Genomic DNA, 15434 nt, shown 5'->3' with positions numbered 1-15434 from the left:
TTAAAAGAAATTACAGCCTATCGAACAGAGGGGAGCCTAATGGCTAAAATACCTTCAGATAAATTGGATAATTTTACGAATTCGGTAGCGAAGCTGGCAATTTTTATCAATAGTCAATCTTTAAAAATGGACGACCAAAGTTTAAACTATTTGGCTAATAAACTTAAGGTGCAGATTTATGAAGCTACAGCAGCAAAGATAAATGCGCCAGAAAAGAAGAAAAGCACAGCTTTGAGGTTGTCGGCGCTATCAAGCGATCACCTTGTCGATAGAAAAATAGAAAATATGGAGATAAATCAACGCGTAAAATTTAGCACCATTAAGCTTGTTTTTTATCAAGAAAATACGATCCAAACAATTATAGTTGCGAACGATAGTCTTGCGGATTTCCGACCATCTTTTTTTAACAGATTTTGGTTAAATGTGCTAGACGGATGGGGGATTTTTAAAGAATTTATTCTCGTGCTCGCTAATATTTGGGTACTTATTTTAATTTCTGTAGCGGTTATTTTTGGAATTAAATACTGCAGTACAAGGAGGCAGTTAACTAAGACGATCTGATCAAATGGACTTATTTTTTAAAATTTAAATTGAGTCCATCTCATGCCATCCTTTAAAGGAGTTTATTTTTTTAATTTAGGAGAGAGGCCTTTCACTTTTGTTTTGTTATCGCTTGCAAAAGCTTCCCAACCAGAGTAAGATTTCGCCGAATTTCCCGAACCGATTTTTTGGTATGAGTGGCAAAGCGCAACGGCAAGGCCATCTGTAGCATCTAAAAATTCTGGTGTTTCTTTAAAATTAAGTAACCGTTGTAGCATTGCGGCCACTTGTTCTTTGCTAGCATTTCCGTTTCCGGTGATGGATTGTTTTATCTTTCGAGGGGCATATTCTGTTACGGAGATGTTTCTAGAAAGTGCTGCAGCAATTGCCGTTCCCTGCGCCCTGCTAAGTTTTAGCAATACTTGAATATTTTTACCATAAAATGGGGCTTCAATTGCTAAAACATCTGGATTATACTGATCTATCAACACCAATGTTTTTTCGAATATTCGTTGGAGTTTTAAAAATGGGTCGTTAAGATGAGTCATTTTAACAGCTCCCAAGCTTAGCAATTCCGCTTTATTTCCTTTTTCTACAATCACTCCGTAACCCATTACCGCTGTACCTGGATCGATGCCTAAAATAATCCTTTCCTTTTTTTCACCCAACATTAACGCAATATTAAGCATATTTGCAAAAAAGAACGATCATTTTGCTTGCTAAAAATAAAAAAATCCTTTCCTTAGTTCTAAAGTCGGCCATTGTATTTTTTGCCTTTTGGTTTATCTATCAAAAGTTAGTTGCCAATAGAGATTTGGGAGATTTTTGGAGACTACTCAACGATCTTCCTACCAAGCAAATTGCATTCTTTATTGGTTTAGTAGTTTTTCTTATGTTCGTTAACTGGTTTCTCGAGGCTGCTAAGTGGAAAAGATTGGTCATGCATATCGAACGCCTAACGTTTTGGCAATCTATCGAATCGGTTTTTTGTGGCTTAACTCTGGCCATTTTTACCCCAAATCGGTTAGGTGAATATGGCGGACGAGTCTTTTTCTTATCGCCAAAGCGCCGGGTTATTGGAGTGGTTGCAATGGCAGTTGGCAATATCGGCCAAATGGTGTTAACAAATATTTTCGGTGCGGTTGCAGGATGCTTTTTTGTTTATCGATTTTACGCCACAAACAATTTGATGCTCTTTGCGCTGATGAGTATCGTCACCATATTTTGTTTATTTTTTCTAGTTTTTTACTTCAACATAAAATGGCTGAACAGGATTTTATTATCGATTAAATTTACAAGGAAATACAGTAAATTTTATAGTGTGTTAGCGCGCTACAGGAAGCTAGAGCTTTTAAAAATATTGCTGTACTGTTTAGCGCGCTACGTCGTTTTTACCTCTCAATATTTCCTTCTATTTATGTGGTTGGTTCCCGGATTACATTATTTGGATGTATTGATGATGACCTGTATTTTATTTTTTATTCAATCTGCATTGCCTTCTTTAGATCTTTTTGATGTTGGTGTAAGGAGCATAACCGCAGTAGAGTTGTTTAAACACATTACAGATGCGCACGTCGCGGTAATTGCCTGCACAGCGAGCATTTGGCTAGTAAACATCATCATTCCTGCGGTGTTGGGAACCTATTTTGTATTCAAACTTAACTTTTTTGGAACTAAACCTGCTTAATTTACTTTCCTGCGCCTTAACGGTTATCTATGTGATGCTAGTACTTAGCTTTATCATCGGGTGGATTAAACTTCCGATATTCAGCTTCGGCATCCAACGTCCTAAAACAAAAGTTTCTATTATTATCGCAGCGAGAAACGAGGAAACCAATATTATGAGAACAATCGAATGTTTGCTTGCTCAAAATTATCCGAGCGCATTGACAGAGATTATTTTGGTTGATGATCATTCCACAGACCGCACGACAGAAATTATTTCGAGTTACGCGGTTAAAGGAATAAAACTAATTCAACTAAACCTCGATAGAAAGTTAAACAGTTATAAGAAAAAGGCAATTGAAACAGCTATTGGGGTAAGTAATGGAGATTTAATTGTAACGACCGACGCCGATTGTAGTATGGGAATAAATTGGCTTTCTGCGATCGTGCAATTTTATGAAGAAAAAGGTTTTAAAATGATTTCTTCTCCCGTTATGTTTTTCGAAGAAAAGAACTTGTTTGAGCGAATGCAAACATTAGAGTTTTTGTATTTAATTGGTATGGGCGCGTCGACGATTGGAAATAAAATGCCATCTACTTGCAATGGGGCAAATCTTGCCTACCAAAAGGAGGTTTTTTTTGAGGTGGGTGGGTTCAAAGGGATAGACGACCTAGCTTCTGGCGACGATGAATTGCTGTTACACAAAATAGCGGCTAAATATCCAGACGGAATTGGGTTTTTAAAAAATATTGAAGCCATGGTTTATACAGACGCCAAAAGAAATTTAGTTGAATTTATTCAACAGCGAAAACGTTGGGCATCTAAAAGCACAAAGTATAAGAATAAGGCTATTATCTTACTTGGTGTTTTAATCTGGACATTTAATCTAAGCATTTTTGCGAATGCGCTGATGGGCATCTTCTTCCCGCACTTTTTTCTTGTTGCAGGATATCAACTGTTGGCGAAGTTTGCAGTTGAAATGTGTTTTTTACTATGGATTACCTCTTTTGCTGGTCGAAAAAGATTACTGGTCCTCAGTCCGCTTTTAACTATCTTACACATATTTTACATGATTTATATTGGCATCGCCGGTAACAGTGGAAAATACAACTGGAAAGATAGAATTGTTAAATAATGGACAGAACTCCATCACAGCAAGTTTGGTATCGATTAAGGAAAAATTGGTTGGCTTTTGGTGGCCTTATATTTATTGTGCTGTTGATGTTTACCGGTGTTTTAGGGTATTTAATTATGCCAGATAATTCTCCATTTGCCAATAATATGCATTTGCAGATTACCAATAAAAAACCCGGCAGTACCTTTACCTTTATGGTAATTAGCAAAAATCGTTTTGTTAAAAAGCGGGGTCTATTCCGAAAAATGCTTTTTGGGCAGGAGCCAGATTTCAAAAGTATTCCTATTTCGTCTTATAGAATTAACGGCAGCAGTGTTTATGTGAGAGAATACATTGGCGATGACGAGGTATCGGAAGAAAGGAAGTTTAATCTTGCAACCATTTGTACAGGTTGCTCAGTCATCTTAGGAGACAAAGCCAAAGCGGAGGCGTTTAGAAGTCAGACCATCTATCAAAAAACTTTTTGGTTTGGAACAGATATTTATGGGCGAGATTTATTAAGCAGGATGATTTTAGGCATTCGGGTTTCGCTATCCGTAGGATTAATCGCAGTGTTTATTTCCCTTTCTATTGGCATTTCGCTGGGCGCTATTTCTGGTTATTATGGCGGTAAAATTGATGCTGCAATTACTTGGTTTATGAATGTTGTATGGTCTTTACCATCTCTACTGCTGGTTATTGCAATTTCGTTCGCCCTTGGAAAAGGATTTTGGCAAATTTTTATTGCAGTCGGCTTGTCTACTTGGGTCGACGTGGCTAGACTAGTCCGCGGACAGGTAATGGTTCTAAAGAATATAGAATTTGTAGAGGCCGCAAAAGCGTTGGGTTTCAGCGATTCGAGAATCATTATCAAACATATTCTTCCTAACATTGCAGGTCCGATTTTAGTCGTTGCTTCGGCGAATTTTGCGTCGGCTATTTTGCTAGAAACAGGACTCAGTTTTTTAGGATTTGGCGCCCAGCCGCCCATGCCGAGTTGGGGCAGTATGATTAAAGAGCATTACGGCTACATCATCATGGACGCTGCATATCTGGCATTTTTTCCGGGAATAGCCATAATGCTCACTGTGTATGCATTTAATGTTTTGGCGATTGGTTTAAGAGATGCCTTCGATGTTAAAACTCAAAATTTCACAGTTTAAGGGTGAGTTACAGAATAGGCAAAGCGCTCCATGCTGTACACAGAAAGTTGCCCAGATGGCCCATTTAAATTGTATTCACATCCATGAGTGGCCCAAGGAAGGCTTAGTAAAAAGTTTTTCACACCAAACTTATCTAATTTTTTCGCCATTCTTAGCGACTGCTCATAATGTACATGGGCATCAATCATTCCGTGAACTTGCAGCGTTGGCATCGTATTTCGGTTTACAAATAGATACGCAGATTCTGCCGTATATCGGTCAGGAACTTGCCTCGGGCCTCCGCCCAAGAAATCTCGTTGTACCATTTTAGAATCCATAATCAATGGGTTGTCTGGATGTTTGTACGACCAATACATGTCGTTAGGGCCATAAAAAATCATCACACCTTTTACCCCGCGCTCGGTATTTACGTAAGCAGAGGTAGCTACAATCTGGCCTCCTGCAGATCTCCCGAGCATCACAAAATTAGTGGTGTCGATTTTTAATTGGTCTGCATGTAATTTCAACCATTTAAAGGCCGATTTCACGTCCTCTTGTGTTGCAGGACTGTGAGATTTTGGAGCCAGCCGATAATTCATTGTAGAAACTTGATAACCGGCATTTGCGAAATAATTGTTCATGGCTTCAATTTCGCTATTGTCTCCCCGTTTCCAGGAACCGCCGTGTACCACAAACAAACATGGCCTGATTCCGTGTATAGCCGACGGCGTAAAGTTTAGACTTAATTTCTCTCCGCCATTTATGGCATATTGATACGTTTTATAAGGAATTTTTTTTGCTCCGTTGCCAAAAAACATTTGCCAAAAACTAAAAGGTTCTTGTTCCATAAATCCCGTAAGACTGTTCACTTTTTCTCCGTAAGATTTCACTAATTCAACATTTAAAGTTTTACCAACCTGATATGCCCTAACTACTGGCGAACAGAAAATTAAAAAAGCAGCTATCCCAAAAGTTAAACAGACTGAGCGATATTTTTTCTTTTTATAGCTCCAAAATAGAAGCGGAATCATTGCCAAGAAGAAGAAGTAAGGAAATTCTGGAATGAGAATACTTAGATACCATAGTTCTTTTGATTGTGCCGGAATAAAGTTAACCAACGAGAGAATGAAAAAGAAAATGATTAGAATGAGTCGGAACATAGCTGGATTTTAATTGAGTTACGTTTATTCTTTATTCATAGTTTTTTTATTTTCTTTCTCATCGCCTTTGGTGAAAAGTGAAATGTTTAAAACTTGCTATCGAAAGAAGCTTTAGTAATTGGTAAATTTGCACGAATGTTATTGAACTGTTACCAAGAAGAATTTTTAGAAGCTGGGTGCGATGAAGCGGGAAGAGGTTGTTTGGCTGGTCCTGTATTTGCCGCAGCAGTAATATTACCAAGAGACTTCTATTTAGAGGAATTAAACGATTCCAAGCAATTAAGTCATGTCCAAAGAGAGAAACTCAGGCCAATTATAGAAGAAAAAGCCATTGCTTGGGCGGTTGCATCCAGCGACCATGAGGAAATAGACCAAATAAATATTTTGAACGCCTCTTTTTTAGCGATGCATCGGGCAATAGAAAAATTAAATACCCAACCTCAACATTTAGCAATCGATGGCAACAGGTTTAAAGCCTATCATCAAATTACGCACACATGCATTGTTAAAGGCGATGGAAAATATTTAAACATCGCTGCGGCCTCTGTGCTCGCCAAAACTCACCGCGATGCTTTTATGTGTTCTTTGGCAGAAGATTACCCTCAATATCATTGGCTGCAAAACAAAGGGTATCCAACTGTTGCCCATCGAAGGGCAGTTATTGAAATAGGTTTATCGCCTTACCACCGCAAAACTTTTAATGTGAGCGATCCACAATTAAATCTTTTCGAAAAAATGCCATAAAATTTGTATTTTGAGCTCTGTGAAAATTCTTTTCGTTACAAAGCAAATTCCATTTCCACCTAGAAGCGGCTATCCGATAGTGGTGTACAATACTATAAAAGGTTTGTTAGATCTTGGTGCGGAAATTTCTTTGTTTAGTTTGAACCCAATTAGAAATAATATCGAAGTCGACGACATCTATGATCCAGTTTTTAAGCACATAAAATTTTATACTCAAACGGTAGACAATAGAGTCAAGGCGTTTAATGCCCTAGTTAATCTTTTCGGCAAAACATCATATAATGTTTCCAGGTTCTATACTGATGAAGCAGCCAAGAAGTTAGAAATTATTTTAAGAGAGAATACATTTGATGTAATCCAATTGGAGAGTATTTTCACCGTTCCTTACCTCCCTTTAATAAAGCAGTATAGCTTTGCAAAGGTTATTTATCGGGCACACAACATAGAGTTTTTACTATGGGAACGTCTATCCGGGCAGCCAGGATTTTTTTTAAGACGCAGGTATCTCTCTTTCTTAACCCACCGATTAAGAACATTTGAAACTGAAAACATCAATCGGTTCGATTATATTTTTACCATTAGCGATCCAGATAGACAGAATATTTTACGGTTTGGGTGTGAAGTGCCTATTGCCGTTTTTCCCGTAGCGTTAGACCTAGATCATTATGTGGCCGATAGAAGTAAAACGAGCTATCCAACATTATTTCACCTTGGTGCAATGGATTGGAGGCCTAACCAAGAAGGCTTGGAATGGTTTCTAGACGATGTGTGGCCAGATATAGAAAAACTGAACAAAGACTTGCGTTTTTATATCGCTGGTAAGAATATGCAAAAACACTTTTTCGATTATGATTCTGAAAACGTAATTGTGGAGGGAGAAGTTTTCGACGCAATTGACTTTATGAACTCCAAAGCCGTAATGATTGTTCCCCTACTTTCTGGTACGGGAATGCGGGTGAAAATTATTGAAGGAATGGCCATGAAAAAATGCATAATTGCCACTACAATTGCTGCAGAGGGAATAAAGTATACCAACGGTCATGACATTTTGATAGCAGATACCGCTGATGAATTCTACCGCTCTATTTTACAGTGCATAATCAACCCTAAACGTTGGCTGGAGATTGGAGACAATGCGCGACAAACCGTAGAGAAGCACCATAGAATTAGGCCAATGTGTGCACAAATTATGGAAATTTATACGGAATTGAGGGAAAATTAATTATGAAATTTACTCAATTTGCTCAGATTTAAGTAGTTTATACTGCTCATTTCTTAAAAATCTTAGTTGACTAAACATTAACTTTTTCTTGTTACTTTTGCCGCAACTAAATTCCAGCATGAAAAATACCGCTTTAACAGATAAACACATTGCCCTAGCAGCCAAAATGGTTCCATTTGCTGGCTACAATATGCCTGTAAGTTACCCCGAGGGAATTAATGCAGAACACGCTACAGTGAGAAAAAGCGTTGGTGTATTTGATGTAAGCCATATGGGAGAGTTTATTTTAAAAGGGGAAGATGCACTAGATCTTATTCAACGTGTTACAAGCAACGATGCTTCAAAATTGCACGATGGAAAAATTCAATATTCTTGTATTCCTAATGAGGCAGGCGGCATTGTGGACGATTTGTTGGTTTATCGACTAGATGAAAAAAGTTATATGTTAGTTGTTAATGCTTCCAATATTGAAAAAGATTGGAATTGGATTGCTAATTTCAATAACAAGCATGTGGAAATGCACAACATTTCTGATCATACCTCACTTCTTGCAGTTCAAGGTCCGAAGGCAATTGATGCGTTACAGACTTTAACGGACATAGATTTAGCTTCGATGGATTACTACACCTTTAAGAGAGGGATTTTTGCAGGAGTAGAAAATGTAATTATTTCAGCCACAGGTTATACGGGTGCAGGCGGCTTTGAATTGTATTTTGAAAATAGTCAAGCAGATAAAATTTGGGATGCTATTTTTGAGGCCGGAAAACCTTATAACATCAAGCCAATTGGTTTGGGCGCTCGAGATACACTCCGGTTGGAAATGGGTTTCTGTTTGTATGGGAACGATATCGATGACAGCACATCGCCGATAGAGGCAGGCTTAGGTTGGATTACCAAATTCTCTAAATCTTTTACAAATTCAGAAAAGCTACTGGCGCAAAAGGAAGTAGGAGTGGACCGGAAGCTAGTGGGTTTCGAAATGGCAGAACGTGGTATTCCTAGGCATGATTATCAAATTGTAGACGCAGATGGGAATGCAATTGGAAAGGTTACTTCCGGTACGCAGTCGCCATCTTTACAGAAAGCGATTGGGATGGGTTATGTAGAAAAAGCTTTTTCAAAAGAGCATACAGAAATTTTTATACTCATTCGCAATACTCCCGTAAAAGCCAACGTTGTTAAATTTCCTTTTTACAAGTAAGGTTTGGGGTGTTAGTTAAGAGGCAAAAGTTTTGATTCTGCGCCAAACTCCTTCCACCTTATGTCTAAAACCATATACCTTCCCCCCATGCCCAAAAAAATAGAGGTTTGTTTAACTCCCGCGTTGATCGATTTACACGATATAAATGAAAGTACGGTAGTCGTAATAGACATTTTGAGGGCTTCTTCATCCATTACATTTGGAATAGACAATGGCGCAGAGGCCATTATTCCTGTATCCAAAATAGAAGAATGTTCGGCATATGCAGATCGGGGTTTTTTATTGGCCGCTGAGCGAAATGGAGAGGTAGTGGAGGGATACGATTTCGGAAATTCTCCTTTTAGTTATACAAAGGAAAAAGTAGCAGGAAAAACCATCGTGTTAACCACTACAAATGGAACCGGTGCGTTACAATTGGCCGCGGCAAAATCCAGAGAAGTGTTGATCGGTTCTTTCCTAAACCTCCAAGCCATTTGCGATTATTTAAAAAGCCTGCACGGCAATGTGTTGCTCCTGTGCGCAGGATGGAAAAATCAGGTGAATCTAGAGGACACCCTTTTTGCAGGTGCAGTGGTTAATGCGCTGCGCCAAAACGGTACCACATACGATGATGCAAGTGTGATTGCAGAAGACCTTTACCTCCTTGCCAAAAAAGATCTTCGCACCTATTTAAAAAAGTCTTCTCACAGTTTCAGACTAGAAGCACTAAATATAGAGGAAGATGTGGTTTTTTGTTTACAGCAAAATATATGCGAAGCCATTCCTGTATTAAAAGGTGAGAAGCTGGTAAGGTTGATTGTCTAATTTTTAGTGAGTTAGCTAATAAAAACTTGGCCTTCGATTTTCAATGCTCAAAACCTTTATTCTTTTCACTCTTTCTTCGATCAATCTGATTCAATAATTACTTCGCCTTCATTTGCGCATAAATTTCTGGGTTATTTTTTATTACAGTAAGTGTTTCTTCATACGCAATCCAATAAATATCTTCTGCACGTTTAAGATCGAAGGTACTAATCGCGCCCAAGCCTTTAGGCTCGATGAGGAGGTTACAATATTTCGCTTTCCGTTCCATGTCGTGGTTTATAGACATCACACTTGCTCTACTTAAAAGGTTTCTAATCCCAGTAATTTTGTCTACTTTATTAAGATGATTGCAGGAAGAACCGATGATAAAATCACATTTATCCATCAATGGTTCAATAGGAAAATTGTTAATTATGCCGCCGTCTACGTACATCTGATCATTAATCATCACCGGTTTAAAGATGCCGGGAATACAGCAAGAAGCATGGATGGCCTTAATTAATGGCCCTTTTGTAAACTGAACAGCCTTGCCCTCACTAAAATTTACAGCTGTAATAGTTAAAGGAATCTCGAGGTCTTCTATGTTTTCTTTGAGCAGATATTCTTTAAAAAGAAGGTTAGTGGATTCGATGTTTACTAAACCTAGGGATCCCAAGGCTGGCCGGAAGAAACGCCAAAGCTTAGTATCCATATAAATGTTAAAAGCTTTTTCAGGGTCGATGCCTGAGGCTAAAGTTGCCCCAACTATCGCGCCTGCACTTGTCCCACTGATGTAATCTGGCTTAATCCCGAAATTCTTCAATGCTTTCAATACGCCTAAATGCGAAATTCCACGTATTCCTCCTCCCGATAAGACAATTCCTATTTTCATATTTTCTCGCTGAATTTTTTGTAAAGTAGTTTTTTTAACCCTTAAACTATTGCTGTTTCGGTTTATATTTCGACTCCTGCAGCATGCTTTGCGCATCGTTATCGGCCATTAATTTTTCTAGGTTAGTCTTGGGATTTTCCGTCATGTATTTTTTCACAATTTGTAATCCCATAAACACGCCCAATTTTGGTGCCGATTCTCTATTCTCTCCCAAACCTGGTGTAAATGGTCCCTCAGAAAGGTAAACCTGTATTTTTTGATAATCAGATTCGTATAGCAAATTATTCTGTAGCATATATGCCCAAATATCGCCCTCAAAATGTTTTGCCCAATCATATTGCTTTTGGGTATAACCCAAAAGCGTCGAATCGCCGACACGCCTGGGCAATACTTTTTCTAAAAAGTATAAAATTTTCCCCTGAAAAATCATTTTAGACAGCAACGTTTTATTTTCATCGGGTTCTCGAAAAAGTTCTTCATGTGCGTAAGTAGTTGCTACCCGTGGTACGATATTTTCTGGCGTAAATTGCGCAGATAAATACATTGGGACGCTTTCAACAATTCCGCGATAAAACTTGCTGTTTTTGCCCAAAAACATATCTAACCCAATTCCATAATATTTATCACCGATGGGTATTTGATAGGAAAAGCCCGAAACGAACGCGACAAAATGGGGGACTTTTGCTTTTGGGTAATAGTACTTGATGTATTTAAAAGTTTCCGTAAGCTCTTTTTCTTGAGCGTTTAAATTCGGAAATACACTATCAACTTCTTCGCTTAAGTCTTTGTATGCCTTATCCTTATATAGCAAACCTAATACTTCGATGCCTTGGCTTGATGGATTTCCTACAATTTTATGGATATAGTCGTCATAGAAAACGCCATATTTCTTGCTTAAAAGTGTGTCAGTTGATATTAGATTTCTTGCTGCTCCATGCGCCAGATCTTTATCAAAGCGGTCAATTTTTACATCAACTGCTATTTTGCTTACATCTGGCCTGCTTGTGTCATTACAAGATAAAAGTGCACTAGAGCATAAAAAAATTAGATAAATTTGCAGTGGTTTTATACGATATGCCATATCTTACAAACTTAGATAATTAACTTCTTTAAATTAAAAATTCCTCATTTCGCATGAAAATAGCCTTGGCCCAACTCAATTATCACGTAGGTAACTTCGAACAGAATACAAGGAAGATAGTCGACGCTATTGCGCGTGCGAAATCCAAAGCTTCTGACCTTGTTGTTTTTGCAGAGTTGGCCGTATCGGGTTATCCGCCTAGAGATTTTTTAGAATTCGACGAATTTATTGCGCTGTGCGAAAAAGCAGTGACAGAAATCGCGGCGCATTGTGAAGGGATAGCCTGTATTGTTGGTTTGCCGATTAAAAATCCGGTGAGGGAGGGGAAAGATTTATACAACGCTGCTTATTTTATCGAGGATGGAGTGGTAAAGCAAATCGTAAAGAAAGCGCTGTTACCAACCTATGATGTTTTTGATGAGTACAGGTATTTCGAGCCTGCAATCGACTTTAGATGTATTGAGTTTATGGGTAAAAAAATTGCCTTAACCATTTGTGAGGATCTTTGGAACATCAACGACAATCCACTTTATGTCGCAAATCCAATGGACGTGCTCATGGAGGAAAAGCCAGATTTGATGATCAATATTGCCGCTTCTCCTTTTTCTTATTTGCACGATGAAAATAGAATGAAGGTGCTTAGTGATAATGCAAAGAAGTATAATTTGGCTATTTATTATGTAAATCAGATTGGCGCACAGACAGAGTTAATTTTTGATGGTGGTTCGATGTTGATTAATGCTGCGGGAGTGGTGCAAAAAGAGATGAAGTATTTCGAGGAAGATTTAGAAGTATTCAATTTTGATAATTTACTCGAAAACAAACAATCGATACCGAATATTGTAAGACCTAGCGATATCGCCCAAATACATGATGCGCTCGTGTTGGGAATTTCAGATTATTTCAAGAAGTCGGGTTTTAAAAAGGCAGTTTTGGGTTTGTCTGGAGGAATAGATTCTGCCGTGGTTTGTGCATTGGCGTGTAAAGCGCTCGGTGCAGAAAACGTGATGGCAGTGTTAATGCCTTCTAAATATTCTTCTGATCATTCTGTTGATGATGCCTTAGCCTTGGTGGAGAATTTTGGGTGCCAGCATACCATAATCTCTATAAAGGAAGGTGCAGATGCTTTTGATGATATGCTTTCCGACGCTTTCAAAGATCAGCCTCAAAACTTAACCGAAGAAAATATTCAAGCACGTATTAGAGGAACTTTGTTAATGGCAATGAGCAATAAGTTTGGGTACATTTTACTAAATACATCAAATAAAAGTGAATGCGCCGTTGGTTATGGCACATTATATGGCGATATGTGCGGTGCCATTGCCGTAATCGGTGATGTATATAAAATGCAAGTGTTTGAAATGGCCAAATACATCAACAAAGATGAAGTGCTCATCCCAATAAATTCGATTGTCAAACCACCATCCGCAGAACTTCGTCCTGACCAAAAAGACTCTGATTCATTGCCAGAATATGAGGTTTTAGACAAAATTTTATTTCAGCACATCGAGATGAAAAAAGGTACGGAAGCCATCATACAGCAAGGTTTTGATGCGGAGTTAGTGAAGCGTGTGCTGATGATGGTAAATCGCGCAGAGTTTAAGCGCTATCAAACACCACCAATATTACGTGTTTCTCCAAAGGCATTCGGCATGGGTAGACGGATGCCAATTGTAGGAAAGTACATGATTTGAAGGGAGGATAATTAAATAGCGGATAAAGGATTTTAGAATGAATACTTTGCGAATTCTCAGAAAACCACACCCTTTTTTGGTAATGTAGGCTGTTCATTATCTTTCCTTTCTGTGGATATAATCTACACTAGAAACCCTAGGTTGCTCTAAGTCTTGCCAAATCAAAATATTCTAACAACCCCCTTTACTTATGGAAATCATTAAAGTATCCCATCATGTAGATACACCAAAAACATCCTTCCTGAAATCACTTCTGTTTTTCCTGCTTTTTACTTTGACATTTAACACATCAGCGCAAGTTAGATTTACTAAAAACTTAGATCCTTTTATAAGAGAAGAATACAAGAAAATAAGAAACCTAGGCTCTGATACGATTATAATTTATGAACAATTCTGTGTAGGTTGTGAAATAGTATACTTTCTTAAGCCAGGCGAGGAGGTAGGCGCGCCATGTGTTTACGAGGGATTTGAAAGGGGAAAGATATACTGGAAACTTAACAATAGGTACTATTCAAAAGAAATAGCCTGTGTTAGCGATGCAAATATTAAAGTTGTAGAAGTGAACAGTGAAATTTTCGATTGTTTCTTTTCAAATTTGGATCATTTAAAAAGCATGAAAAGATACAAGTTTCACGGAAAGTTCTTTCCTCTGGTTCCTGTTCATACTTCGTATGAAAAACTCAGCATATACACTCCGAATAATAGTTACCAAGTGTCCCTAGCGGAGCAGCAGAAAGAAGATGCGAATTGGAAAATCTATGAATGGATACCACCTACTATTGAAATTATCAAAATAGTAGAAAAAACATTTCCACAGGTTAACTAAGCAACGGTGACTTCTATCACTATTCCCTCTTTTAATAATTAGTTTTAATCCCGAGAAACCTAAAGTTATAAAAGTTTTCAAAAGATGTTTATTTCGATCCTGCCCAAACCTCAACTTTTCTCAGAATTCTCCTAAACCCATTCCATCAATCAAATCAGATTTTCAATTTTTGATAATAAAAATTGCATCAACATAGCCTGCTTTAACATGTATATAAGAAACCAAAATTTAGATTTCTAAATAACTGAGAGTTGTATGTGCAGATTTGACAATAGAAAAGCCGCTTCCATAATAATAGGAAACGGCTTTCTTTAATTGCTTTAAAAGTATACTTAAGCTAGTGTTGCATCCACCGTAATTTTGGCATTCAGCAATTTCGAAATTGGGCAATTTTTTTCGGCATCTGCCACCAATTCATCAAATTTTTCTTTCGAAATGTTCGGTACTTTGGCTTGTAAAGTAATGTGCGATTCTGAAATTTCCCCTTTGGAGGTATCTAAATTTATGTCACATTTTGCATCTAACGTTTCGGCAGTAAAACCTGCCTCACTAATGTTTAGTGAAAGTTTCATAGCGAAACAACTTGCATGCGCTGCTGCAATTAGCTCTTCAGGATTTGTTCCAATACCCTCTTCAAAACGGCTTTTAAAAGAGTAAGCCGTATCTTTTAATACCGTACTTTGGGTAGACACTTTTCCACTACCTTCTTTAATAGATCCTTGCCAAACGGCGGTTGCATTTCTTTTCATTATTTTTTATTTATTCAACGATTATAAGAACGCAACAAGTGAAGGCACCAAATGTTTGTTCGTACAATGTAAATTGGTTAATTCGATCAGGTTTAAAAGTCATTTTCTAAAGACTTTATGGGCAGTTGTTTAGGTCCAAAAAATGACCTTATGAGCAGGATGCCTACCCCAATCATAATCGACACATCTGCAAAATTAAATACACCGGTTTGGAAGATGGTAAAGTTCATATGCATAAAATCGGTTACCGATCCATGCATAATTCGGTCATACAAATTACCGATTCCTCCACCGATTAAAAAGCATAAGGCAATTTGCATGGGGATAGGTAGATTTCGGTTTGCAAAAAGATAATACAGGCCATAAACAAGAAATATTAGGGGAATGCCTGTTAAAATGATCAATCTAAATATATATGGCATTTCATCTCCCAAACTTAAGAAAGCACCGCTATTTTGCACTTTGGTTAGGGTAAAATGGTCTTTTATAATGCTAATGTGTTCGTAATCGCTAATTCTATCTCGTACAATATGTTTCGAAACTTGGTCGCAACCAATATTCAAAAGCAACAAGAAGATAAGGACGGCAAAATGGAGGTGTTTTTGGGTTTTCATAATGGA

At 37.9% G+C, this 15434-nt stretch carries 16 protein-coding genes; 10 read left to right on the top strand and 6 right to left on the bottom strand.

The window, feature by feature from the left end; all coding sequences use genetic code 11:
• Positions 1-39 precede the first annotated feature (39 nt).
• Positions 40-561: a hypothetical protein gene (locus tag ACVWYG_RS08735; RefSeq protein WP_457269808.1), complete on the top strand. Its 522-nt coding sequence runs from the start codon at positions 40-42 to the stop codon at positions 559-561.
• Between the two features lie 62 nt (positions 562-623).
• Here the strand turns inward: ACVWYG_RS08735 and ruvC are convergent, their stop codons facing one another.
• Positions 624-1229 carry a crossover junction endodeoxyribonuclease RuvC gene (ruvC, locus tag ACVWYG_RS08730; RefSeq protein ID WP_457269807.1) on the bottom strand — a complete coding sequence of 202 codons (606 nt, stop codon included), beginning with the start codon at positions 1227-1229 and terminating at the stop codon, positions 624-626.
• A 23-nt stretch (positions 1230-1252) separates the two neighbouring features.
• On the opposite strand from ruvC, the gene ACVWYG_RS08725 reads away from it, so the two are divergent.
• Genes ACVWYG_RS08725 through ACVWYG_RS08715 form a run of 3 tightly spaced genes read left to right on the top strand, consistent with a single transcriptional unit; the run spans position 1253 to position 4483 of the window.
• Positions 1253-2227 carry a hypothetical protein gene (locus ACVWYG_RS08725; protein ID WP_457269887.1) on the top strand — a complete coding sequence of 325 codons (975 nt, stop codon included), beginning with the start codon at positions 1253-1255 and terminating at the stop codon, positions 2225-2227.
• A 34-nt stretch (positions 2228-2261) separates the two neighbouring features.
• Positions 2262-3341: a glycosyltransferase family 2 protein gene (locus ACVWYG_RS08720; RefSeq protein WP_457269806.1), complete on the top strand. Its 1080-nt coding sequence runs from the start codon at positions 2262-2264 to the stop codon at positions 3339-3341.
• Positions 3341-4483 carry an ABC transporter permease gene (locus ACVWYG_RS08715; RefSeq protein WP_457269805.1) on the top strand — a complete coding sequence of 381 codons (1143 nt, stop codon included), beginning with the start codon at positions 3341-3343 and terminating at the stop codon, positions 4481-4483. Before ACVWYG_RS08720 ends, ACVWYG_RS08715 begins: the two co-directional genes overlap by 1 nt.
• On the opposite strand, the gene ACVWYG_RS08710 is transcribed toward ACVWYG_RS08715, so the two are convergent.
• A complete protein-coding gene (locus tag ACVWYG_RS08710; protein WP_457269804.1) occupies positions 4480-5622 on the bottom strand; it encodes an alpha/beta hydrolase fold domain-containing protein in 1143 nt (380 codons plus the stop codon). The two genes, ACVWYG_RS08715 and ACVWYG_RS08710, sit on opposite strands and share 4 nt — an antisense overlap.
• A gap of 135 nt (positions 5623-5757) precedes the next feature.
• On the opposite strand from ACVWYG_RS08710, the gene ACVWYG_RS08705 reads away from it, so the two are divergent.
• From ACVWYG_RS08705 to ACVWYG_RS08690, 4 genes are all read left to right on the top strand, one after another.
• Positions 5758-6366 carry a ribonuclease HII gene (locus ACVWYG_RS08705; RefSeq protein ID WP_457269803.1) on the top strand — a complete coding sequence of 203 codons (609 nt, stop codon included), beginning with the start codon at positions 5758-5760 and terminating at the stop codon, positions 6364-6366.
• Positions 6367-6385: 19 nt separating this feature from the next.
• A complete protein-coding gene (locus ACVWYG_RS08700; protein ID WP_457269802.1) occupies positions 6386-7588 on the top strand; it encodes a glycosyltransferase family 4 protein in 1203 nt (400 codons plus the stop codon).
• 118 nt (positions 7589-7706) lie between these two features.
• On the top strand, positions 7707-8789 hold the full coding sequence (gcvT, locus tag ACVWYG_RS08695) for a glycine cleavage system aminomethyltransferase GcvT (protein ID WP_457269801.1): 1083 nt from the start codon (positions 7707-7709) through the stop codon (positions 8787-8789).
• A gap of 87 nt (positions 8790-8876) precedes the next feature.
• Positions 8877-9593 carry a 2-phosphosulfolactate phosphatase gene (locus ACVWYG_RS08690; protein ID WP_457269800.1) on the top strand — a complete coding sequence of 239 codons (717 nt, stop codon included), beginning with the start codon at positions 8877-8879 and terminating at the stop codon, positions 9591-9593.
• Between the two features lie 97 nt (positions 9594-9690).
• Here ACVWYG_RS08690 and ACVWYG_RS08685 read toward each other — a convergent pair whose 3' ends face one another.
• The gene (locus ACVWYG_RS08685) at positions 9691-10464 is read right to left on the bottom strand and encodes a patatin-like phospholipase family protein (RefSeq protein WP_457269799.1); all 774 of its coding nucleotides are present in this window, start codon (positions 10462-10464) and stop codon (positions 9691-9693) included.
• Between the two features lie 46 nt (positions 10465-10510).
• Positions 10511-11545, bottom strand: a complete 1035-nt coding sequence (gene gldB, locus ACVWYG_RS08680) for a gliding motility lipoprotein GldB (RefSeq protein WP_457269798.1) — start codon at positions 11543-11545, stop codon at positions 10511-10513.
• Positions 11546-11598: 53 nt separating this feature from the next.
• Here gldB and ACVWYG_RS08675 point away from each other — a divergent pair, with 53 nt between their 5' ends.
• Both ACVWYG_RS08675 and ACVWYG_RS08670 read left to right on the top strand, forming a co-directional pair.
• Positions 11599-13239, top strand: coding sequence for an NAD+ synthase (locus ACVWYG_RS08675; RefSeq protein WP_457269797.1), 1641 nt, complete (start codon positions 11599-11601; stop codon positions 13237-13239).
• Positions 13240-13429: 190 nt separating this feature from the next.
• Positions 13430-14065 (top strand): hypothetical protein, encoded by a 636-nt coding sequence (locus ACVWYG_RS08670; protein WP_457269796.1) that lies wholly within the window; start codon positions 13430-13432, stop codon positions 14063-14065.
• 332 nt (positions 14066-14397) lie between these two features.
• Here ACVWYG_RS08670 and ACVWYG_RS08665 read toward each other — a convergent pair whose 3' ends face one another.
• Both ACVWYG_RS08665 and lspA read right to left on the bottom strand, forming a co-directional pair.
• Complete coding sequence (locus ACVWYG_RS08665) at positions 14398-14814, bottom strand: OsmC family protein (protein ID WP_457269795.1); 417 nt, start codon at positions 14812-14814, stop codon at positions 14398-14400.
• Between the two features lie 92 nt (positions 14815-14906).
• Positions 14907-15428, bottom strand: coding sequence for a signal peptidase II (gene lspA, locus ACVWYG_RS08660; RefSeq protein WP_457269794.1), 522 nt, complete (start codon positions 15426-15428; stop codon positions 14907-14909).
• Positions 15429-15434 lie beyond the last annotated feature (6 nt).

The organism is Pedobacter sp. UYEF25 (genome assembly GCF_054061655.1).
The sequence above is the reverse complement of the archived record's forward strand: the minus strand, read 5'-3'. Positions and strand labels throughout refer to the sequence as shown.